This is a genomic window from Dokdonia sp. PRO95 (assembly GCF_000355805.1).
In the GTDB taxonomy this organism is placed as follows: domain Bacteria; phylum Bacteroidota; class Bacteroidia; order Flavobacteriales; family Flavobacteriaceae; genus Dokdonia.
In genome coordinates this window covers 1410927-1432809 of record NZ_CM001837.1, presented here as the reverse complement: position 1 = coordinate 1432809, position 21883 = coordinate 1410927, and the positions used below count along the sequence as shown (strand labels likewise).

General features: G+C 37.7%; 23 protein-coding genes and 1 pseudogene. 19 read left to right on the top strand and 5 right to left on the bottom strand.

Features of this window, described 5'->3' with window-relative positions; all coding sequences use genetic code 11:
- Window positions 1-2: 2 nt before the first annotated feature.
- Window positions 3-875 (bottom strand): AraC family transcriptional regulator, encoded by an 873-nt coding sequence (locus D017_RS06375; RefSeq protein WP_035335433.1) that lies wholly within the window; start codon window positions 873-875, stop codon window positions 3-5.
- A gap of 210 nt (window positions 876-1085) precedes the next feature.
- Between D017_RS06375 and D017_RS06370 the strand changes: the two genes are divergently transcribed.
- The 5 genes from D017_RS06370 (at window position 1086) to D017_RS06350 (ending at window position 5067) form a co-directional block, all read left to right on the top strand.
- On the top strand, window positions 1086-1487 hold the full coding sequence (locus tag D017_RS06370) for a hypothetical protein (protein ID WP_035335431.1): 402 nt from the start codon (window positions 1086-1088) through the stop codon (window positions 1485-1487).
- A 209-nt stretch (window positions 1488-1696) separates the two neighbouring features.
- Complete coding sequence (gene ssb / locus D017_RS06365; RefSeq protein WP_035335429.1) at window positions 1697-2188, top strand: single-stranded DNA-binding protein; 492 nt, start codon at window positions 1697-1699, stop codon at window positions 2186-2188.
- 22 nt (window positions 2189-2210) lie between these two features.
- A complete protein-coding gene (locus tag D017_RS06360; RefSeq protein WP_035335427.1) occupies window positions 2211-3533 on the top strand; it encodes a gliding motility-associated protein GldE in 1323 nt (440 codons plus the stop codon).
- Window positions 3530-4090 carry a gliding motility lipoprotein GldD gene (gldD, locus tag D017_RS06355; protein WP_051583820.1) on the top strand — a complete coding sequence of 187 codons (561 nt, stop codon included), beginning with the start codon at window positions 3530-3532 and terminating at the stop codon, window positions 4088-4090. Before D017_RS06360 ends, gldD begins: the two co-directional genes overlap by 4 nt.
- 89 nt (window positions 4091-4179) lie before the next feature.
- On the top strand, window positions 4180-5067 hold the full coding sequence (locus tag D017_RS06350; protein WP_035335426.1) for a DMT family transporter: 888 nt from the start codon (window positions 4180-4182) through the stop codon (window positions 5065-5067).
- A gap of 139 nt (window positions 5068-5206) precedes the next feature.
- Here the strand turns inward: D017_RS06350 and pckA are convergent, their stop codons facing one another.
- Together pckA and D017_RS06340 are read right to left on the bottom strand one after the other, a co-directional pair.
- Window positions 5207-6820 carry a phosphoenolpyruvate carboxykinase (ATP) gene (pckA, locus tag D017_RS06345; protein WP_035335425.1) on the bottom strand — a complete coding sequence of 538 codons (1614 nt, stop codon included), beginning with the start codon at window positions 6818-6820 and terminating at the stop codon, window positions 5207-5209.
- A gap of 74 nt (window positions 6821-6894) precedes the next feature.
- Window positions 6895-7275, bottom strand: coding sequence for a DUF423 domain-containing protein (locus D017_RS06340; RefSeq protein WP_035335424.1), 381 nt, complete (start codon window positions 7273-7275; stop codon window positions 6895-6897).
- Between the two features lie 90 nt (window positions 7276-7365).
- On the opposite strand from D017_RS06340, the gene D017_RS06335 reads away from it, so the two are divergent.
- Both D017_RS06335 and D017_RS06330 read left to right on the top strand, forming a co-directional pair.
- The gene (locus D017_RS06335; RefSeq protein ID WP_035335423.1) at window positions 7366-8736 is read left to right on the top strand and encodes a saccharopine dehydrogenase family protein; all 1371 of its coding nucleotides are present in this window, start codon (window positions 7366-7368) and stop codon (window positions 8734-8736) included.
- 72 nt (window positions 8737-8808) lie between these two features.
- Window positions 8809-9279, top strand: a complete 471-nt coding sequence (locus tag D017_RS06330; protein ID WP_013750864.1) for an Lrp/AsnC ligand binding domain-containing protein — start codon at window positions 8809-8811, stop codon at window positions 9277-9279.
- Window positions 9280-9382: 103 nt separating this feature from the next.
- Here D017_RS06330 and D017_RS06325 read toward each other — a convergent pair whose 3' ends face one another.
- On the bottom strand, window positions 9383-9727 hold the full coding sequence (locus tag D017_RS06325) for a TM2 domain-containing protein (RefSeq protein ID WP_035335422.1): 345 nt from the start codon (window positions 9725-9727) through the stop codon (window positions 9383-9385).
- Window positions 9728-9777: 50 nt separating this feature from the next.
- Here D017_RS06325 and D017_RS06320 point away from each other — a divergent pair, with 50 nt between their 5' ends.
- Complete coding sequence (locus D017_RS06320) at window positions 9778-10656, top strand: hypothetical protein (protein WP_035335421.1); 879 nt, start codon at window positions 9778-9780, stop codon at window positions 10654-10656.
- 116 nt (window positions 10657-10772) lie between these two features.
- On the opposite strand, the gene ahcY is transcribed toward D017_RS06320, so the two are convergent.
- On the bottom strand, window positions 10773-12089 hold the full coding sequence (gene ahcY / locus D017_RS06315) for an adenosylhomocysteinase (RefSeq protein ID WP_035335420.1): 1317 nt from the start codon (window positions 12087-12089) through the stop codon (window positions 10773-10775).
- A 71-nt stretch (window positions 12090-12160) separates the two neighbouring features.
- On the opposite strand from ahcY, the gene D017_RS06310 reads away from it, so the two are divergent.
- The 11 genes and pseudogenes from D017_RS06310 (at window position 12161) to D017_RS06265 (ending at window position 21881) form a co-directional block, all read left to right on the top strand.
- Entirely contained in the window at window positions 12161-12784 is a 624-nt protein-coding gene (locus D017_RS06310; protein WP_035335419.1) for a 4'-phosphopantetheinyl transferase superfamily protein, read from the top strand.
- Between the two features lie 43 nt (window positions 12785-12827).
- Window positions 12828-13541, top strand: a complete 714-nt coding sequence (locus D017_RS06305; protein WP_051583946.1) for a geranylgeranylglyceryl/heptaprenylglyceryl phosphate synthase — start codon at window positions 12828-12830, stop codon at window positions 13539-13541.
- A gap of 20 nt (window positions 13542-13561) precedes the next feature.
- Entirely contained in the window at window positions 13562-14521 is a 960-nt protein-coding gene (locus D017_RS06300; RefSeq protein ID WP_035335418.1) for a hypothetical protein, read from the top strand.
- A gap of 5 nt (window positions 14522-14526) precedes the next feature.
- Window positions 14527-14787, top strand: coding sequence for a hypothetical protein (locus D017_RS06295; protein WP_035335416.1), 261 nt, complete (start codon window positions 14527-14529; stop codon window positions 14785-14787).
- Entirely contained in the window at window positions 14771-15403 is a 633-nt protein-coding gene (pnuC, locus tag D017_RS06290; protein WP_035335414.1) for a nicotinamide riboside transporter PnuC, read from the top strand. The genes D017_RS06295 and pnuC overlap by 17 nt, the downstream gene beginning before the upstream one ends.
- On the top strand, window positions 15364-15924 hold the full coding sequence (locus D017_RS06285; protein WP_035335412.1) for an ATP-binding protein: 561 nt from the start codon (window positions 15364-15366) through the stop codon (window positions 15922-15924). Before pnuC ends, D017_RS06285 begins: the two co-directional genes overlap by 40 nt.
- Window positions 15921-17474, top strand: a complete 1554-nt coding sequence (locus D017_RS06280; protein ID WP_035335410.1) for a DUF4301 family protein — start codon at window positions 15921-15923, stop codon at window positions 17472-17474. Before D017_RS06285 ends, D017_RS06280 begins: the two co-directional genes overlap by 4 nt.
- Before the next feature lie 78 nt (window positions 17475-17552).
- Window positions 17553-18137 (top strand): deoxyribodipyrimidine photo-lyase, encoded by a 585-nt coding sequence (locus D017_RS15565; RefSeq protein ID WP_343215434.1) that lies wholly within the window; start codon window positions 17553-17555, stop codon window positions 18135-18137.
- 68 nt (window positions 18138-18205) lie between these two features.
- Window positions 18206-18850, top strand: a pseudogene (locus D017_RS15560) (FAD-binding domain-containing protein); the annotation flags it as partial.
- Complete coding sequence (locus tag D017_RS06270) at window positions 18851-20386, top strand: cryptochrome/photolyase family protein (protein ID WP_035335408.1); 1536 nt, start codon at window positions 18851-18853, stop codon at window positions 20384-20386.
- Window positions 20340-21881: a deoxyribodipyrimidine photo-lyase gene (locus tag D017_RS06265; protein WP_081804646.1), complete on the top strand. Its 1542-nt coding sequence runs from the start codon at window positions 20340-20342 to the stop codon at window positions 21879-21881. The genes D017_RS06270 and D017_RS06265 overlap by 47 nt, the downstream gene beginning before the upstream one ends.
- The last annotated feature ends 2 nt before the right edge of the window (window positions 21882-21883 follow it).

Genomic DNA, 21883 nt, shown 5'->3' with positions numbered 1-21883 from the left:
CACTACTCCAAGACCGTCCTGAGTTCTTTTCTATAATCTGAAGGATTTTGACCCGTAAAGGCTTTAAATTTTTTATTAAAGTGAGAAAAGTTATTGAAGCCACTCTCAAAACATACCTGAGTAATGCTCATGGGTTGCTCAGCAAGTAGTCTAGAGGCATGCACAAGTCGATACTCATTTACAAACTGCGTAAATGTTTTATGAGTAATTTTTTTAAAATAGCGACAAAACGATGGAATGGTCAAGTTTGTTATATCAGCCATTTTCTCCAAAGGTATCTCTTCTTTAAAATGTGTTTTTACATAATTAAAAACCTCATTGATACGGTTATTATCTTTCACATCAGAAAGAAGTGAGAATCCGTCTGCATTAAGTATTCTAAACTCTTTTGTAGTTGCCAGCTCATTTAAAACAGTTATTTGAGTCATGAGACGATTAAAATCCGACTGATGCTCCATAGATTCCATCATTGCTCCTACTCTATTTTTGGTCTCACCAGAAAATACAATCCCACGTTGCGCTACCTGCAATAATCTTTTAATTGCCGCCATTTCTGGAAGATTAAAAAAAGTATCTCCTAGAAAATCTTTCTTCATGTGTATTACAGTCTCACTTTTATTTCCAGTTAGTTCATCTGTAAAACCGCAATGAGGTAAATTACTCCCTACGAGGATAAGAGTACCCCATGTATAATAAGACAAGTTACTTCCCACTTGTCTTCTTCCCGTACCTCCATTTACATAAACCAGCTCAATCTCTGGATGATAATGCCACAAGCTGTTATCATTAATATGATGCTCATCAAATCTTTGATACGTAAATGAATTTCCAAAATCTGGAGTAATAGATTCAAAAGTGGGTTTATGCAGAAGCATGGCCTTATTTTTTTACAAATTTATAAATGACTGTAAAGTGAAATCTACATTAATTTACCTTAAACATGTTCTAAATTAACACAAACAACATTAAAGAACAATGCATAGGTTAAAAATGAACACATTGGTGCACAATTACTAGTGGTGATCGCCTATATACCACCGTATGTTTGTATCAAAATAAATAATCAATTACTTAAATCAACAGTTATGAAACAGACACTAAAATTTTCAGCAATTGCATTTTTATTATTTACTGCTATTACAACATTTGCAGCTACTAGTGAGATGACACATTATGAAGGACAACCAGAGCTTTTAACAAGGGCTTCAAATCCAGGAGATAAAATCAAAAAAACGTCTAAAGCAATAGACAAAGATGTATTTACAGAAGGAACAGACATCGTATATGTAAGTTTTTCTAATCCAGAATTACAAACTATCAAGCTCGAAGTGAGAGATGGTCTTAATCGTATCGTTTATTCAAATGAGATTGACGGAGAAGCTTCTTTAAACAAGACCTTTAACTTCAAAGGTGCTTATAAAGGATACTACACAATCCATGTTGAGAATGAAAAAGAGAGCTATAGTAAAGAGTTTGAAATACTATAATATCTGTTTGCTTGTAGTAAACAATTAGTATGCTTAGTTATCCCTAGATGGTAGTTCGTCTAGGGATTTTTTGTGTTCATTAAGTTCCTGTCACACTTCTTATTTATTAAAAATAGAAGCTCTCTAATAAAGGATATAATAGTAAGGGAGAGCATATTTTCGCGAAAGCATAACACACTTGCATTGCAATATTTACTACATTTGAAATTATGGCAGGAACAATCAATAAAGTGATCTTAATAGGTCACACGGGAGATGATGTAAAGATGAACTACTTTGAAGGTGGGAATTGTATAGGACGTTTTCCGCTAGCGACTAATGAAGAATACGTAAATCGTACCACAGGCGAGCGAGTAAGTAATACAGAGTGGCACAACATTGTAGTGCGCAACAAGGCTGCCGAAATTTGTGAGAAGTATCTCAAAAAAGGTGACAAAGTATATGTAGAAGGACGTCTTAAAACACGCAAGTGGACAGATGATAAAGGAATGGATAGATACTCTACAGAAATCCAGTGCCAAGAATTTACCTTCCTTACACCTAAAGGCGAAAGCCAAGGGCAATCACAAGGAGGCGTGCAACAGGCGCAGCGACCAGTACAAGCAGCTCGTCCTCAAGCACAACCTTACAACCCTAACCAGCCAGCACAACCAGCACAACCCTCTACAGACACTAGCGATGTAGATGATTTGCCATTTTAATTTTAACTAAACGATAAAACTTTTGGACCCCGATCCCGAACTCTTATTGATATTATTAATTAGTGTAGACCCTACTACTATAGTAAGCATCGTAGTGCTTTTAGTACTACTCATGTGCTCTGCACTTATAAGTGGTGCCGAGGTTGCTTTTTTCTCACTATCACCTAGTGATCTTCTAGAAACAGAAGAGCAAGTTGCAGATAGAAAGATGCTCATTGTAAAAAAGCTTCTCACAAAACCTAAAAAGCTTCTAGCAACAATTCTTGTTGCAAATAATGCCATAAATATTGCAATTGTACTGCTCTTTGCAAGTCTAGGCGAAGTGATTTTTTCTAATATCACAGCAGAGATCCTAGGCATTCCTTGGCGTTTTTTACTGGAAGTAGTGCTTATTACGTTCTTAATCTTACTCTTTGGCGAGATTCTACCTAAAATTTATGCAAACCGTAATAACAAAAAATTTGCAGCACTGGTAGCCTATCCATTACGCGTACTTGATGTAGTTTTTACACCACTTAGTAGCCCTATGCGCGCTGCAACGCTATGGATACAAAGAAAACTAGGAGAACAAAAAACTAGCTTTAATATAGACCAGCTATCGCAAGCCCTAGAACTTACAAGTGAAGAAGATACCACAAAAGAGGAACAGAAGATTTTAAAGGGTATTGTCTCCTTTGGAAACACAGATACCAAGCAAGTGATGCGTCCTCGCATGGATGTATTTGCTCTCAATAAAGAGGATGATTATACATCTATTCTAAAACAAATTACAGAAAACGGCTTCTCGCGCATTCCTGTCTTTTCTGAAAGTATAGATACCATAGAGGGAATTCTATATGTAAAAGACCTGCTTCCTCATCTTAACGAGAAAGAATTTGACTGGGCAAAGCTGATACGCGAACCGTATTTTGTCCCAGAAAACAAAAAGTTAGATGACCTTCTTGCAGAGTTTAAAGAAAAGAAAAACCACCTCGCTATCGTAGTAGATGAGTATGGCGGTACGAGTGGCCTAATTTCTCTAGAAGATATTATTGAGGAAATTGTAGGAGACATCGCAGATGAGTTTGATGACGAAAATATCATCTATTCCAAACTCGATGAGCACAATTGGGTTTTTGACGGGAAAACATCCCTAAAGGATTTTTATCGTATTATAAAGCTAGAAGAAACTGCAATCTTTGAAAACAAAAAAGGAGAGGCAGAAACTATTGCTGGTTTTGTACTCGAAGTCTCTGGTAGTTTCCCACGTAAGAATGAGGTAATAAATTATCAAAACTACACGTTCACCATAGAAGCTCTTGATAAAAAACGAATCAAACAGATTAAATTCACCATAAAGTCTTGAAATTTACAGCATTCATAATAGCAACATTTGCCGCACTATTACTAGCGTCTTGTGGTGGTGACACACTACCTAAACCTAAAGGGCAGCTCAGTTTATCATACCCTAAACCCTCATATTCATTTACCGCATCAGATTGTGATTACAACTTTGACCTCAACTCACTAGGCAAGGTGCGCTACAAAGATAATTGCTCTGCAGTTATTGATTATCCATCGCTCAACGGCAGTGTATTTTTAACCTATAGAGCGGTAAATAATAATATCAATGCCTTACTCAATGACGCACAAAAACTCACTTATGAGCATGTGCGCAAAGCAGATGATATTATTGAAGAGAAGTATGTAAACCAAGAGCAAGGCGCATACGGGATGTTTTATGACATTAAGGGAGATGCTGCTTCCCAGTCCCAATTTTACATCACAGACAGCACAACGCACTTTCTAACCGGATCTATTTACTTTAACACAAAACCTAATTACGATAGTATTTATCCCGCAGCTATGTATCTTAAAAACGATATTAGGCATTTGATGGAAAGTATCAAATGGAAAGAATAATCGCACTCTTCTTTAGAGTTCGCTTTCGCGAAAAAGTTCTCCTATTCCTAGTAACTTATTACCGAACTTTGCATTTCTAAAATCAAGTAATGCCAAATAAATCGCTTAAGTGGATATACCTCGTGGCACTATCCATTATTTGGGGAAGTTCATTTATCCTTATTAAAAAAGGGCTAGTAGGTCTAGAACCACTACAATTAGGAGCTTTGCGCATCTTATTCTCCGCATTTGTTTTATTACTATTTGGCTGGAAAAGCTTAAAAACTATAAAGAAACTAGAATGGAAATGGATAGGAGTCTCTGCCTTGCTAGGAACTGGCATACCTGTATTTCTATTTGCCTTTGCCGAAACTGAGATTGATAGCGCCGTAGTAGGAATTTTAAATTCTAGCGTTCCGCTACTTGCTTTTATTTTTGGAATACTAATATTTGGTGCTAAATTCATAAAGCAGCAGTTTATAGGTGTTCTTTTAGGACTTATAGGCGCTGGAGCACTCATTTATATAGGTGCGCAGATAAATGAAGAGCAGAACTACTGGTACGCATCGCTAGTGATTATTGCAGCATCGCTATATGCACTCAATGTGAATATCATAAAACGCCATCTTCAAGAAGTGAGCGCCATAGCCATTGCCGCAGGGAATTTTGTTTTCTTAATTATCCCCGCCCTTATCATACTTTTTTACTCAGATTTCTTTGAGCTTCCATTAAGTACAGATACTACCTTACAGCAATCTATGGGATACATTGTCGTTCTTTCCATTTTTGGTACAGCTATCGCAAAGGTGATGTTTAATAAGCTAGTACAAATAAGCAATCCAGTGTTTGCCTCCTCTGTAACCTACTTAATGCCTATTATTTCTGTCACTTGGGGATTACTAGACGGAGAAGCGTTTACAAGTCTTCAAGTTATTGCTACGCTTATTATTCTTACCGGTGTTTATATTGGGAATACTGGAAAAAGAAAAAAGGTCTAATTAAGTCTGATTCTATTGAAATAAAGGCCTCTAGATTTAAGGAGCTCGTCAAGTTCACATGTTAACTTTCGCGAAAGCGCACAAAAAAAGCGACTTACATTACTGCAAATCGCTTTTATCAACTAAACTATTTTTTCAACTACCCTAGTGGTGGTTGTCCATTCATTATTTCTTCACTAGCATACTCTTCAAACTTCTTGAAGTTATCTTTAAAAGATCTCGCAAGCTTATTTGCTGTTGCATAGTATCCTTCATCGTTATTCCAAGTTGCTCTAGGAGATAACACCTCTGTAGGTACTCCTGGACATGTACGTGGCTGTGCTAGTCCAAAAACAGAGTGTATGTGATAGTTATCATGAGTTGTCTCTTGTGGTAACTCTCCATTCATCGCTGCCTTAATCATAGCACGCGTATACTTAAGCTTCATACGTGATCCTACTCCGTAAGGTCCACCAGTCCACCCAGTGTTGATAAGCCATACATTTACACCTGCATCCTTCATTTTTGCACTAAGCATCTCTGCATATTTAGTAGGATGTAATGGCATAAAAGGCGCTCCAAAACAAGCCGAGAAAGATGGTTGTGGCTCTGTAACTCCAGCCTCAGTACCAGCAACTTTTGCCGTGTAACCACTTATAAAGTGATATGCCGCTTGACCTGGCGTTAATTTTGAGATAGGAGGCAGTACTCCAAAAGCATCTGCTGTTAAGAAGAAAATGTTTTTAGGATTCTTACCTACAGAAGGCTCTTGTATATTATCAATGTGGTGAATAGGGTAACTCACACGCGTATTCTGTGTAATAGAAGTATCTTCAAAAGCTACATTACCATTGTCATCTAGAATTACATTCTCTAGTATTGCTCCTGGCTTGATTGCATTAAAGATATCTGGCTCATTTTCCTTAGATAGGTTAATCACCTTTGCATAGCAACCTCCTTCAAAGTTGAAGATGGTATTTTCCTTAGTCCATCCATGCTCATCATCTCCTATAAGCTTACGCTCAGGATCTGCCGAAAGTGTTGTTTTTCCAGTACCAGAAAGTCCAAAGAAAATTGCAGTTTCTCCATTATCACCTACGTTTGCACTACAGTGCATAGGCAATGTTTCCTTTTCTACAGGAAGGATAAAGTTTAATGCAGAGAAGATTCCCTTCTTGATCTCACCTGTATAACCAGTTCCACCTATAATGATTGTTTTTTCTGTAAATGAAAGAATTGCAAAGTTGCTCTGGCGAGTACCATCTACTTCTGGATCTGCAAGAAATCCTGGAGCATTAAGAATGGTCCACTCTGGATCAAATGTTTTAAGTTCTTCAACCGTAGGACGAAGAAACATGTTATAAGCAAACATGTTAGACCAAGGATACTCGTTTATCACTCGTATATTTAGTCTGTAATTGTCATCTGCACAAGCATAACTGTCTCGTACATAAATTTCTTTCTCAGAAAGATAGTTGGCTACTTTAGCTTTTAATTTTGTAAAAGCTTCTTCGCCAAATGGTAGGTTAATGTCGCCCCACCAGACTTTATCTTCTGTTTTGGCATCCTTTACAATAAAGCGATCTAAAGGTGATCTTCCTGTAAATTTACCTGTGTTTACTGCTAGTGCGCCAGAAGACGCAGTAGTTCCCATATCGTTTTCTACGCTTATTTCGTGTAGTTTCTCAGGGGAGAGTTGGTAGTTGATTTTGGCATTTTTGATGCCTAATTTTTCTAATGAAAGTGTCTTCGAAGCTAAGCTATCTGCGACCATAACAATGAGTTTTGTGTTGTTTTAGATCACAAAAGTAGTAAGACTTTGCTCAGCACTATAACGTTTTCGCTGTTTTATTTGGATTTTATGAAATGTATAACTATCAAAAGCCAACTAACAATGAGCAAAGTACCACCTATAGGGGTGATGAGAGCGATTTTAGTAAAATCAAAAGATGTTAATTCATTGGTTGCCAGCCCGTATATAGAACCCGAAAAGAACAAAACACCTAGCAATAGCAGCACCCATACTGTTTTTTTCGTTTTTTCGCTTAAAGCGAAAACTGGAATAAGCAACAGCAATAAGGCATGGTACATTTGATACTTTACACCCGTCTCAAAAGTCGCAATCGCAGATGCATCGAGTACTTTCTCAAGACCATGAGCACCAAATGCTCCTATAATAACTGCTGTCAGTCCAAAAATCCCACCTGTGAGTCTTAATTTTTTATCCATGCTATTTGTTTAAGATGTGGTCCAAAACCGTACTTTAGACCAGCAGAATTCAATTTGAACTCTCATACAAAATTACAAAACTAACTACCCATGCGAAAGATTCTCGTTATAGGCGCTGGAAAATCCACGAGCCAACTCGTTAACTACCTACTTTCTAAATCTGACACAGAAGATTTACAAATTACCGTGGGCGACATCTCTATAGAGAATGCTCAAAAACTCATCAATAATCATAAAAATGCTACTGCAATACGCCTTGATGTATTTAACAAGGAAGAACGTGAGCAGGCTATCAAGGCAGCAACTATAGTAATCTCTATGCTTCCTGCGCGTTTCCATATTGAGGTTGCTAGAGACTGCGTCACTTTTGAAAAGTCTATGGTAACTGCATCTTATATTTCTGACGAGATGCAAGCTCTTGATGCCTCTGTAAAAGAGAAAGGGCTTGTATTTATGAATGAAATAGGTCTAGACCCAGGCATTGATCATATGAGTGCGATGCAGGTTATAGATCGCATACGCGATAAGGGAGGAAAGATGATTCTTTTTGAGTCTTTTACAGGTGGTCTTGTGGCTCCAGAAAGCGACACTAATCTATGGAACTATAAATTTACTTGGAACCCTCGTAATGTAGTTCTCGCAGGGCAAGGTGGCGCTGCCGAATTCATACAGGAAGGCACTTACAAGTATATCCCATATCAACGCCTTTTTAGACGTACAGAATTTTTACAGATAGAAGGTCACGGTCGTTTTGAAGGATATGCAAATCGTAATTCTCTTAAGTATCGCTCTGTATATGGTCTCGATGACATCCCTACACTGTATCGTGGCACCATACGTAGAGTTGGCTTTTCTAGAGCTTGGCAAATGTTTGTACTCCTAGGTATGACAGATGATAGTTATCAACTAGAAAACACAGAGCAAATGAGTTACCGTGATTATGTAAATTTATTTTTACCCTACTCCCCTACAGATTCGGTAGAGTTAAAACTGCGTCACTACCTCAAGATCGATCAAGACGATTTACTCTGGGACAAACTATTAGAGCTTGATCTTTTTAATGCCAATAAAAAAATAGGGCTTACAAACGCAACTCCTGCTCAAGCATTACAACGCATCCTAGAAGACAAGTGGACACTAGCTCCAGAAGATAAGGACATGATTGTGATGTATCATAAATTTGGCTATGAGCTTGATGGTAAGCGCAAGCAGATTGATGCAACTATGGTAAACATAGGAGAAGATCAAGTAGAAACCGCAATGGCAAGAACAGTAGGCTTGCCAGTAGCAATGGCCACCTTACGCATTCTCAACGGAGAGATCACTACACCTGGAGTACAACTCCCTATCAAAAAGGAAGTCTACGAGCCTATTCTAAAAGAACTGGAAGACTACGGCATTACTTTTAAGGAGTACGAGGTTGACTATCTAGGTTATAATCCAGATATCGTAGGCGGATAACCTTTTTAAAAATTGAATTACAGTTTATAACTATTTATATATCTTGTAGTTTCAATATAGAACCTTCTTGAGATGAAAATAGTAAAAGACGAACTTATTATAGATGGTATTGACAAGATAATCTTGCGCCAACTCATGGAAGATGCACGCAAGCCCATTCTTGAGATTGCTCGTAAGGTGGGGATTTCTGGAGCTGCCATACACCAGCGTTTACGCAAGCTAGAGAAGTCTGGACTTATAGCTGGCTCTAAATTTATTATAGACCCAAAAGTGCTAGGCTATCGCACACAAGCTTTTATAGGAGTATATCTTGATAGAGCTGCAAATAATGCAAGAGCAGTACGACAACTTAAAGACATTCCTGAGGTGATAGAATGTCATTACACTACTGGAAACTGGTCTGTTCTTATCAAAATTCTCTGCAAGAATAACGAGGATTTAATGAATCTACTCAATAAAAAAATTCAAGCGATAGACGGTGTATCACGTACTGAAACCTTTATCTCGCTTGATCAACAAATAGACAGACAGATTAAAATCTAATTTTTTACGCTTTCGCGAAAGCGTACCATCACCATTAAAACCCATTATTTACGCATAAAAAAACCTCTCACTTGGAGAGGTTTTTCTATATACTAAGCTTTTGTTACAGCCCAGGATAGCTACCCGTAAGGATCTCAATACCATCAATTATCCAACCTACAACAAAGAAACCTGCTGTAAGAATAAATAAGATGTTCCAGCCTATTGGGCTTCCTAAGTACCATCTGTGTGCTGCAAAACCTCCTAAGAATAACCATAATAAGATAGCTACTAGCTGGCGGTCTGCCTCTACTGCTGCAGGAGAAGTAAGCACCTCTGCTTGATCATCCTCAGTAAGTGTTACTCCGTTTACGGCAGCAACTGCTGTTCTCTGTACTGGAAATCCAGCATAGGTATTTGTAACGGCAAGGATTACAAACGCAAATAATAGTGTAATTTTGAGTCTCATAGTTTGGTTTTGTTTTTATTAGACCTAACTAAATTACCTAAAAAACAGCTATGTACTTTCGAAGAATTCTCTTTTTTACATATTTCCTGCTCGCAGCAACTGCTTACGGCCAACTTACTGCTTATGAATATATGGGCGTAATAAAACTTAATGACACAGCTTTTATATCTTACAAACTAGCCTTTGAAGAAATAGATGGTAGGGTGCAAGGATACTCTATGGCAGATCTAGGCGGCAAGCATGAAACAAAGTCTAACATTAAAGGAATTTATGATAGTGAAAACAAACTATTCTCCTTTGCCGAATATGATATTGTGTACACAAAATCTCCACTAGGTGAAGTAGACATGTGTCTCATAAACTTTGAAGGTAAAATGAGAAAACTTGAAAATAACAAAGCTTTTAGCGGTGATTTTAAAGGACTATATCCAGACAAGAGCTCTTGCCTAGACGGGATGCTTATCATGTCTGCTACAGAAGAAGCACAAGCTAGAATTGCCAAGCTAGACAGAAAGATTCAAAAATCTAAAAAGGTAAGTCAAGAATTAAAAGATCGAATTTCGGCAAAACGTTCTGTAGACACGCTTACCATGAGTATCGTGAGAAAAAACGAAAACCTCAACGTTTTTGCTAAAACTAAGAATGTTGTGATTTCTATTTATGACTCCGGTAAAGTAGATGATGATCGCATAAACCTTTATGTAGATGATGTACTTGTACTAGAAGATTACTCAATAGAAAGAGCTAAAAAGCAAATACCAATCACCATTACAAAAGAAACAACCGTCGTGCGCGTGGAAGCTCTTACAGAAGGGACCTCTGCCCCTAACACGGTTAAGGTAGAAATACAAGATGGTATGAGTCTAATCACTACAAGAACTAGTCTTAAAACAGGCGAAAAGGCAGAGCTTACATTAGTGAAGCAGTAAAAGAAACTAGATTTCTTCAGAATTAACAACAAAAAAAACCCACGCTATAGGCGTGGGTTCTTATATTTAACATTTTCGCGAAAGCGAAAAAATTGTTCCGTCTATGCGACTCTCTCTTAGTATCTGTAGTATTCAGGCTTAAATGGTCCTTCTACTGTCACACCGATGTAATCTGCTTGATCTTTAGAAAGTGTTTCTAGCTCTGCTCCTAGTCTTGATAAGTGCAATGCTGCTACTTTTTCATCTAGGTGCTTAGGAAGCATATAAACTTCGTTATTGTACTTCTCGCTATTGTTCCAAAGCTCGATTTGCGCTAGTGTCTGGTTTGTAAATGAGTTACTCATTACAAAACTAGGGTGACCAGTTGCACAACCTAAGTTTACAAGACGACCTTCTGCAAGAACGATAATATCTTTACCATCTATAGTATACTTATCTACTTGAGGTTTGATCTCATCTTTTGTAGCGCCGTGGTTACCGTTTAACCAAGCCATATCGATCTCATTATCAAAGTGACCTATGTTACAAACGATTACTTTATCACGCATTGCCTCAAAGTGCTCACCACGTATGATGTCTTTGTTTCCTGTAGTTGTGATAACGATATCTGCATTACCTACTACGTTTTCTAGTTTCTTAACTTCAAAACCATCCATTGCAGCTTGAAGCGCACAGATAGGATCGATTTCTGTTACTGTAACGATAGATCCAGCTCCTTTAAAAGATGCTGCTGTTCCTTTACCTACGTCACCGTATCCACATACTACCACACGCTTTCCAGCAAGCATAGTATCTGTAGCACGACGTATAGCATCTACCGCACTCTCACGACATCCGTATTTGTTATCAAACTTAGACTTAGTTACAGAGTCATTTACGTTTATAGCTGGCATAGGTAACGTTCCATTCTTTACACGCTCGTAAAGACGGTGTACACCCGTTGTAGTTTCTTCAGAAAGTCCTTTGATATCTTTTGCAAGTTCTGGGTAACGATCTAATACCATATTAGTAAGATCTCCTCCATCATCAAGAATCATATTTAATGGCTTACGATCTTCTCCAAAGAAAAGTGTTTGCTCGATACACCAGTCAAATTCTTCTTCATTCATTCCTTTCCAAGCATATACTGGGATACCAGCATCTGCAATTGCTGCAGCAGCCTGATCTTGCGTAGAAAATATATTACAAGAAGACCAAGTCACCTCTGCTCCTAGTGCTTTTAATGTTTCAATCAATACAGCTGTTTGTATTGTCATATGCAGACATCCTGCGATACGAGCACCTTTAAGCGGCTGCTCATCTCCATACTCCTCACGTAGAGACATAAGCCCAGGCATCTCTGCCTCTGCAAGTTCGATCTCTTTGCGTCCCCAACCCGCTAGGGAAATATCTTTTACTTTGTACGGTACGTACGGTACTGTCTTTGTGCTCATAATTTGTATATTTAGCTTATTTCTTAGCAGTGGCAAATTTACGCAATACCTTACAGAAAACCTTTTAATCGATGCCTCTTTACAAAACGATAACAGTTAGCTCGAGTACAACAGTCTATATTTGGAAGATTGAGGAAGATATTACTACGCTTTCGCGAAATATAAAACTTACAGATCATTGCCAGAATAGACTACAAGGAATGAAGTCTGAGCTTCACCAAAGGGGCTTCATGAGTATACGCCACCTCCTAGCCGAAGCTGGATACACAGACTTTGATTTATATTACGATAAGAATGGAAAACCACATCTACACGATGGAAAGCATATTTCTATAACACACAGCTACACCTTTACTGCCATTATTGTGAGTGATCAACCTGTGGGTATTGATATAGAAAAACAACGCGACAAAATCTTGCGCATTGCTCATAAATTTACACCTATAGAAGAATACTACACACTTACTAATGCAGATGCTCGCATGCGCAAACTCACCATTGTATGGGGAGCAAAGGAATCACTTTATAAACTCTATGCTCAAGAAGGACTGAGCTTTTTAAAGCATATAGATGTAGCAGATTTTAATTTTGATGATGCCAAGACTACAGCCACGGTAAATTATAAAGGCGCAATCTCCACCTATGATCTCACCTTTATGGAGTTCGAGGGATTTACCTGTGTCTACGGTTATTAATAATGAATAGCATTCTTTGTACTTCAATTCCTACCTTCGTGTGGTGACTATATACTCCCAGATAATACACAACAGAGACAAAGGCGTTAAGCTACTCGCAATTCTTATAGATCCAGATAAGTTTGAACTGGATCCCGCTTTCGCGAAAGCGTACTTGAAAAAAATACCCACCACTACAACTCACATTTTTATAGGCGGAAGTACAGATCCAGCACTTAAAACAGCAACTGTGGTCCAACTTCTAAAGGCCGAAACAGCATTACCCATTATTCTGTTTCCTGGAAATTACAATCAGGTTACTCCAGATGCAGACGCAATATTATTCTTATCACTACTTTCTGGTGATAATGCCGAATTTTTAATAGGCCAGCAAACCAAAGCTGCAAGAGCAGTACAACAAAGCAAGCTTGAGGTGATCCCTACTGGATATTTACTCATAGACGGCGGATCTGTAACCGCGGTGCAACGAGTGAGCAAGACGAGCCCAATGTCACAAGATGACACAGAACGCATAGTAGACACGGCACTTGCTGGACAATATTTGGGTAAAAAATGTATCTATCTAGAAGCAGGGAGTGGTGCAAAAACCGCAGTAAAACCTTCAATTATCAAAGCTGTTTGTGATACACTCAACATTCCAGTAATCGTGGGCGGAGGTATTAGAAATTCTATGCAAATGGAGCTGGCATATGAGGCTGGGGCAACAATGGTCGTTATAGGCACAGCTTTTGAAGAGAACTCATGGAATGACTGCTAATTGAATATTAAATCATCCTTATGAAACATATCATTTATCTAATAACGATTCTCATCACAACACAACTACTAGGTCAAACGACCTACGTAATAGATGCGGTATCAAAAACACCCGTATCCTTTGCTACTATTTCCTTTGGTGATGGAAGGGGGACATTTGCAGGCGATGTTGGTGAGTTTACTTTTATTAGCTCAAAATATAAGGACATTGACAGTTTATACATCTCGGCCATAGGTTTTAAGGAACAAGCTTTTGCTGCCGCCAGTTTACCAAACAAAATATATCTAACCCCAGAGGCTAGCTTACTTTCTGAAGTTATCGTTACTGCAGAAAAGAAAGGTAAATACAAGAAGAAAAAATACAAGGAGACTACACACACTAATTATTACAACTGCTGGCTTCCTACTGTAGAAAGTGAGGTGGCTGTATTTTTTGAACGTGAAGATGGTAAATCGTCAAAAATTGCACAACTATGGATTCCTATAAACTCAGAAAAGGAATTTCGCAAGAAGGGCAATATGAAATTCTCTACCTTGTTTCGCATTCAGTTTTATAAGAACGAAAATGGACTGCCTGGAACACCTGTAATCCATAGGGATATTGTTTTTCGCGTAAGCGAGCAAGATGATGAGATGTACGAACTCGATATAGATAAATATCAAATCTTTATTCCTAAAGACGGGATTTTTGCCTCCTTACAAGTGCTAGGATATGCAGATAAACAAGGAAAGCTCATACAGACTAAAAAATATAATGAAATTGAAACTCCTAGAGGAATTCAAAAGGTATCTGTTACTTTTAGACCTTTATTACCATTTACAAATGAATTGCCATCACAAAAAACATATGTAAGAAGGGTATTCTTTAATGATAAAAAATGGCAAGTATTTGACCGTACGTACAATGAGCATTCGGCTCTAGTAAAAACTGGAAATGTAAATTATGGAATGGGTGCATTACTGCACGTTTATCAAGAATAATAACTATGCAAATCTCTGTAGATCTTACTTTTAGTCCGCTACAAAATGATTATGAAATGTATATCATTGCATTTATAAAGCGACTACGCGACTCTGGCCTTACCATTATAGAAAATCCTCTTGCTACTCAAGTATATGGGGACTATGACAAGGTGATGACTACACTTACTAAAGAAATGAAGCGTAGCTTTGAGGAAATAGGCATCGGTCTATTTTATATTAAAATTGTAAAAACAGATCGCTCTGATTATGTCGCAGATTTTTGATTTCCTTTTTGGCCAGTACGCCACATACGACACCTTAGATATTGTATTAGAACTTATAGCTGCCGTATTTACAATCGCATCTGTAGTCTATTCAAAACGAAATAACGTTCTCGTTTTTCCTACAGGAATGATTTGTACAGCAATCTTTGTGTATCTACTTCTCAAATGGGGACTACTGGGAGACATGATGATTAATGGATACTACTTCATTATGAGTGTTTATGGATGGTACATCTGGACACAAAAAGTAGACGGTGTCGCGGTTACTCCTATTACGAGTGCTACTAGAAAGGAACACCTCCTCTCTGTAGTGATTTTTATTACATCTGCGATTTTTGTGTATGTCGTATATATCATTTTTGATAAAATTGAACATTGGACATCTTACGTAGATATGATAACTACAGGAATCTTTTTTGTAGGCATGTGGCTTATGGCTAGACGGAAGATTGAAAACTGGATATACTGGATCATAGGTGACATTATAACCGTACCCCTTTATTTTTATAAGGGACTCACTTTCAGCAGTATTTTATATTTTGCACTCACTATTATTGCCATTTTTGGATATTTAGCATGGAAGAAGAACTTAGACAAGTCAGCAGTAATTGCATAAGAGTTTGCCTTATTGGACCAGAAAGTAGTGGTAAAAGTACGCTTTCGCGAAAGCTAGCTCAGCATTACAGCGCACCCCTAGTTCCCGAATATGCAAGACAATATCTTCAAGATTTATGGGACACAGAGCAAAAGATATGTAGACCAATGGATTTGTTACCGATAGCCAAAGGCCAAATTAAACTAGAGAATACTGCTATAAAAAATGCCACAAATCTTGTTATTTGCGATACTGATTTACTCACTACAAAAACATATAGCGAGGCTTATTATAATGGCTGGTGTCCAGAATTATTAGAGAAAATGGCATTGGAAAACACATATGATTTGTATCTTTTAACGTACATAGATACTCCTTGGGAGCAAGATGACTTAAGAGATCGCCCAGAAAGAAGAGAGGAAATGTTTAATTATTTTAAACATAACTTAGAGAAATATAAAAAACCATTTATTCTTGTAAAAGGGACCGTTCCAGAAAGAATGGTAACTGCTACCGAATCTATAAATACACTTTTAGTTTGAAAATCACAGAACAAGACATAGAGCACATCACAGACTTAGGTGTAACCAGAGATCAAGTAGAACAACAGTTCGAGATTCTTAAGCAAGGTATTCCCTTTACAAAATTACGCAGTGCGGCTACAAAAGGAAATGGACTCATAGTACTTAAGCCCGAAGAACAAGAACAACTTGTACAACATTATGAGGATCGAAAAGATGGTATAAATCCATTAAAATTTACCCCAGCCTCTGGTGCTGCTACTAGAATGTTTAAATTTCTATTTGAATTTGTAGAAGATTATAACCCTAATGATGGAAGCATTAATGCGTACATTAATAAAAAAGGAGTTCCAGAGTTAAGATTATTCTTTGTTGGCTTAGAGAGCTTCCCTTTCTACAAGAAAATAAGAGCACGCATTAAAGAAAAGTATGGCAAAGATGGTGCAGACATTAATGAAAACAGATTGCGCTTTGTAAAAATAATGCTTGAGGAGAAAGAACTTAATTTTGGAAAAAAACCCAAAGGCCTATTTCCTTTTCATAGTTATAAAAAATATGTAGCAGCAGCTTTTGAAGAGCACCTTTTTGAAGGCGCGTTGTATGCTACCAAAGGAACTGTCGCTCGCCTTCACTTTACGGTTTCAAAAGAACATCAGAAGAGATTTGCAAAACGTTTTCATAAACGTAAAGATTATATTGAACGTAAGACCGGTGTGACCTTTGACATATCTTATTCTTACCAAGATTCGGCTACAGATACGGTTGCCATTACAGAGTCAAATACTCTTTTAAGAGATGAGAATGGAAAACTCGTATTTAGACCAGGAGGGCATGGAGCTTTAATTAAAAATTTAAATGAGCAAGATGCAGATATCATATTCATTAAGAATATTGATAATGTAGTTGTAAATAAGTACAAGACTCAAGTTGCTTATTATAAAAAAATGCTTGCTGGAAAGTTGCTTTCACTTCAAGCAACATCTTTTGAATATCTAAAGAAAATCGACAAACAAAGAGACCTTTTGGACAACGAGCGTCAAGAGATAGCTACCTTCTTAAAAAACAATCTATGCTTGAGACTTCCTGCAAATCATGACAGTCTTGACCAGAGTACACAAATTGCTCATTACAGAAATCTATTAGACCGCCCCATACGTGTCTGTGGTATGGTAAAAAATGAAGGCGAACCAGGAGGTGGACCTTTCTGGGTGCTTGATGAAGATGGTACTGAGAGCTTACAAATTATAGAAAGTGTACAAATCAACCCTGATGACAAGGAGCAGCAAGAAATTCTTAAAAACGCCACTCATTTTAATCCAGTTGACATTATTTGCGGTGTAAAAAATTACAAAGGAGAGAAGTACAATCTTCTCAATTATGTGGATTACAAAGCAGGATTTATCGCTTCAAAAAGCTACCAAGGAAAGAAAATAAAAGCACTTGAACATCCAGGACTTTGGAATGGTGCAATGGCACACTGGAACACCATATTTATAGAAGTTCCACTACTTACTTTTAATCCAGTAAAAACAGTAAACGACCTTCTCAAACCAGCTCACCAAGTTAAATAACACAATCATAGGTTAAATTTTGTTTAATCTTATTTATTAAAAGATAAACAATAAGTATCTTTATTTCAAAATAGAAATATGGATACCGCACTGGTATGGTTTAGAAATAATTTACGAACACAAGATAATACCTCCCTGACTCATGCAATTGCCTCAGGTAAGCGAGTTATAGGATTATACTGTTTTGATCCTAGACAATTTCAATTAGGTGATTTTGGGTTTAAAAAGACGGAGAAATATCGCGCTCAATTCTTAACTGAGACTGTCGAGAATCTTAAAAGTAATCTCAACAATCTTAACATCGCTTTGATTGTAACTCACGAGCATCCAGAAAAGACTATTCCAGCACTCATAGACCAACACAACATCTCAGAAATCTACTCTCAAAAAGAGTGGACGCGTGAAGAAAATGAAGTTACCCTTGCTGTTGAAAAAAAGTTAAGTAACGTAAAGCATCACACCTATTATGATCAGTTTCTCTTTCATCCCCAAGATATTCCTTTCGATACTTTCGGAGACATTCCTCAAGTATTCACTCAATTCCGTAAAAAGTGCGAGAAAGAAAGCAATATCCAGCCTTTACAAGAAAAAATCGAAGCGCTTTCTTCAAAAAATCTACTCGATGAAGAAAGCGACATACCTGACTTGCAAGAGCTAGGTTAGACACCTTTACTAAAGACCATCGCTCTGCATTCCCATGGAACGGCGGAGAAGATGAAGCTTGGAGCCGACTCAATAATTACTTCTGGAATACAAAAAAACTCCAGTACTATAAGAAAACACGCAACGGACTCGTAGGCGAAGATTACAGTTCAAAGTTATCTGCATGGCTGGCAAATGGATCTATATCTGCACGTCAAATTTATTGGGAGGTAAAAAAGTTTGAAAAGGAAATTATTTCAAATCAAGATACATACTGGCTCATTTTTGAGTTGATATGGAGAGATTATTTCAAGTATGTCTCTCTCAAACATGGTAACGACCTGTTTAAAATAGGCGGAATTTTACATAAAAACTACGACTGGAAGCGTAATGACAAAGCTCAGCGAGAATGGATTCATGGCAATACAAGATACGACTTTGTAAACGCCAATATGATAGAGCTCAAAGAAACAGGCTGGATGTCTAATCGCGGTCGTCAGAATGTTGCGAGCTTCTGGGCAAAAGAGCAACAACAAGACTGGCGGGTAGGCGCTGCTTACTTTGAAAGTATCCTCATAGATTATGACGTGCATAGCAACTGGGCAAACTGGATGTACAACGCAGGAGTAGGAAATGATCCTAGAGATAGAAAATTCAACATAAAAAGGCAGCAGGAAATGTATGATGGTAATGGCAAGTTTGTAAGACTATGGACGCAAAATGAATTATTCTAAATGAGCACTTTACGACTTATTCTGGGCGACCAGCTCAACCACAAGCACTCTTGGTATCAGGAGCAATCTGATAATGTAATTTATTTCATGGCAGAAATGCGCCAAGAAACAGATTATGCAACCCATCATATTCAAAAAGTTGTCGCCTTTTTTAAAGCAATGCGCGAGTTTTCTGATTGGCTTACATCTCAAGGACACAAAGTGATTTATTACACCTTAGATGCGCCTGAAAATACCCAAAGTCTCATTGACAACCTTGAGCAACTTATCAAGGAAAAAAATATATCACTATTTGAATATCAACTTCCAGATGAATACCGCCTGGACGAAATGTTATCACGCTTTCGCGAAAGCGTAAACATCGAAGTAAAGTCATACGATACAGAGCATTTTATGACTTCTCGTACCGATCTTAGTTCGTTTTTTGAAGGTAAAAAGCTCTTTACGATGGAATATTTTTACCGCATGATGCGCAAGAAATATGACGTCATGATGATAAACGATAAAGACCCAGAGGGTGGTAAATGGAACTTTGACCACAGTAACCGCAACAAGTGGAAAGGAGACACTTTAATCCCGATTGAAAAGACATTTGACACCAACGTCTCGTCTCTTGTAAAGCTCATTGAAAGTGCTGGAGTTAAAACAATAGGACGCATAGATGAAAAGAATTTTGCTTGGCCTACTACACGCACTGAATCACTTGAAGTGCTTGACTATTTCTGTGAACACTTGTTAGTTCATTTTGGCGATTATCAAGATGCCATGGATCCAGATCAAGCCTATTTATATCATAGCAGATTAAGCTTTGCTATGAATAGTAAGATTCTAGATCCTCAAGAAGTAATTGAAACGGTTATTAACTTCTGGAGAGCGCATCAAGAAGAAATAAATATAAGTCAGGTAGAAGGTTTTGTACGGCAGATTTTAGGATGGAGAGAGTACATGCGAGGCATGTATTGGAAAGAGATGCCAGCATTTGCAACGACTAACCATCTTGAAAATCATAATGCGCTGCCAGATTTTTACTGGACTGGAAAGACTAAGATGAACTGCCTTAAGTGCAGTATCAACAATAGTCTAGATAACGCTTATGCACACCACATACAGCGATTAATGATTACTGGCAACTACGCGCTTCTTACTATGTGTGATCCAGCACAAGTAGATGAATGGTATCTCGGGATTTATATAGATGCTATAGAATGGGTTGAAATCACAAACACTCGCGGAATGTCGCAATGGGCAGATGGTGGTAAAATTGCGACAAAGCCCTATGTTTCAAGCGGAAGTTACATCAACAAAATGTCTAATTACTGCAAGGGGTGTCATTATAAAGCGAGTAAAAAAACAGGAGAAGATGCATGTCCTTTCAACTCCTTGTATTGGAATTTCTTAAATGAAAAACAAGAATATTTTAAAGGAAACAATCGCATGAGTATGATGCTAAGCCTTTTGAATAAAATGGATAAGAAGACATTACAGGCGCATCAAGAGCGCGCAGAAGACATCATTAAAAATCCAGCAAATTATTAAGAAAGAGGTAAACATAGTATGGTTAAAAAGGGACTTGCGTTTGCATGACCACTTGCCCTTGTACAATGCTGTGCAAGAGGGTAAACCGCTGCTTTTACTTTACATTTTAGAACCTTCATTAGAAGCAGATCCTCATTACAGCGACCGTCACTTTAACTTTATTAAAGAGTCATTGCAAGATTTACAGCGTGAATTACTGGCCTTTGATACTAAGATTTTGATTGTCCATGATGAAGTGGTCTCTGCTTTTAAAGAGCTTATAAAACATTATAAAATTCACACCGTTTTCTCACATCAAGAAACTGGACTGCGTGTTACCTATGATAGAGATCTTGCACTAGAGGCATATGCAAATAATCTAAAAATAGCCTCACCAGAAAATAAATTTGGCTGGGTAGAATTTGCAAATAACGGAGTACAACGCAAACTTAAAAATCGTGTAGGATGGAGCGAAGACTGGGAGTGGTTTATGAAACAACCGCAGATTCCTTTTCAGCCCAAAAAGAATCAATTACTATCAATACAATATATTAATGCTCTAGAAGATAATTTTAAAAAAATCTCTTTACAAACACCTGCATCTAGTCCTTTTCAAAAGGGAGGGACGACGATGGCGATGCGATACCTAGCTTCCTTTTTGCATGATAATCGATACCTCAATTATTCAAAACATATATCAAAACCTAGCCTAGCTAGAAAGAGCTGCTCTAGATTGTCACCATACATCGCTTGGGGAAATGTGAGTATACGCCAAGTGTATCAGGAAGCAAAACATTTTCGCGAAAGCTCTAAAAATAAACGTGCCATCGATGGGTTTACTTCACGATTGCGATGGCAAGCACATTTCATTCAGAAGTTTGAAATGGAGGATTCAATGGAATTTTTGAGTGTGAATAAAGGATATCACAAGCTTTCCAAAAGAGCAAATCTCACCTATCAAAAGGCTTGGAAAGAAGGAAAAACAGGTTATCCACTTGTTGATGCTTGTATGCGATGTCTGTGTGAGACTGGCTACCTAAATTTTAGAATGCGTGCTATGACGCTATCTTTTTTTACACATAACTTATGGCAACCTTGGCAAGATGCCACGCACCACCTAGCCCAGCAGTTTCTAGATTTTGAACCAGGTATTCACTATCCTCAAATACAAATGCAAGCGGGTGAAACAGGAATAAATATGCTACGTATATACAATCCGGTTAAAAATGGTTATGAGCATGATGAAGATGGTGAGTTTATAAAGAAATGGATTCCAGAATTGACAAGTGTGCCTATCGCATACATCCATGAACCGTGGACGATGAGTGTTCTTGAACAACAATTTTGCAATACAGTTATAGGTGAAGATTATCCTGCGCCTATTATTGACATTAAGAAAACGGCAAAATATGCAGGAGACGTGTTGTGGAAGCTTAAGGACGATAATATGGTAAAGCGAGATGCGTATCGTATCTTAAGACGACACACGCTCGCAAACAGAAATAATTTTGATTAAAA

Excerpts from the sequence above, each read along its gene's own strand:
- D017_RS06310 (WP_035335419.1), top strand. The coding sequence starts at position 12,161 with ATGCCTCTTTACAAAACGATAACAGTTAGCTCGAGTACAACAGTCTAT.
- ssb (WP_035335429.1), top strand. The coding sequence starts at position 1,697 with ATGGCAGGAACAATCAATAAAGTGATCTTAATAGGTCACACGGGAGAT.
- D017_RS06320 (WP_035335421.1), top strand. The coding sequence starts at position 9,778 with ATGTACTTTCGAAGAATTCTCTTTTTTACATATTTCCTGCTCGCAGCA.
- pnuC (WP_035335414.1), top strand. The coding sequence starts at position 14,771 with ATGTCGCAGATTTTTGATTTCCTTTTTGGCCAGTACGCCACATACGAC.
- D017_RS06300 (WP_035335418.1), top strand. The coding sequence starts at position 13,562 with ATGAAACATATCATTTATCTAATAACGATTCTCATCACAACACAACTA.
- D017_RS15565 (WP_343215434.1), top strand. The coding sequence starts at position 17,553 with ATGGATACCGCACTGGTATGGTTTAGAAATAATTTACGAACACAAGAT.
- D017_RS06325 (WP_035335422.1), bottom strand. The coding sequence starts at position 9,727 with ATGAGACTCAAAATTACACTATTATTTGCGTTTGTAATCCTTGCCGTT.
- D017_RS06285 (WP_035335412.1), top strand. The coding sequence starts at position 15,364 with ATGGAAGAAGAACTTAGACAAGTCAGCAGTAATTGCATAAGAGTTTGC.
- D017_RS06330 (WP_013750864.1), top strand. The coding sequence starts at position 8,809 with ATGAAAATAGTAAAAGACGAACTTATTATAGATGGTATTGACAAGATA.
- D017_RS06270 (WP_035335408.1), top strand. The coding sequence starts at position 18,851 with ATGAGCACTTTACGACTTATTCTGGGCGACCAGCTCAACCACAAGCAC.
- D017_RS06350 (WP_035335426.1), top strand. The coding sequence starts at position 4,180 with ATGCCAAATAAATCGCTTAAGTGGATATACCTCGTGGCACTATCCATT.
- D017_RS06370 (WP_035335431.1), top strand. The coding sequence starts at position 1,086 with ATGAAACAGACACTAAAATTTTCAGCAATTGCATTTTTATTATTTACT.
- D017_RS06340 (WP_035335424.1), bottom strand. The coding sequence starts at position 7,275 with ATGGATAAAAAATTAAGACTCACAGGTGGGATTTTTGGACTGACAGCA.
- D017_RS06375 (WP_035335433.1), bottom strand. The coding sequence starts at position 875 with ATGCTTCTGCATAAACCCACTTTTGAATCTATTACTCCAGATTTTGGA.
- D017_RS06335 (WP_035335423.1), top strand. The coding sequence starts at position 7,366 with ATGCGAAAGATTCTCGTTATAGGCGCTGGAAAATCCACGAGCCAACTC.
- D017_RS06295 (WP_035335416.1), top strand. The coding sequence starts at position 14,527 with ATGCAAATCTCTGTAGATCTTACTTTTAGTCCGCTACAAAATGATTAT.
- ahcY (WP_035335420.1), bottom strand. The coding sequence starts at position 12,089 with ATGAGCACAAAGACAGTACCGTACGTACCGTACAAAGTAAAAGATATT.
- pckA (WP_035335425.1), bottom strand. The coding sequence starts at position 6,820 with ATGGTCGCAGATAGCTTAGCTTCGAAGACACTTTCATTAGAAAAATTA.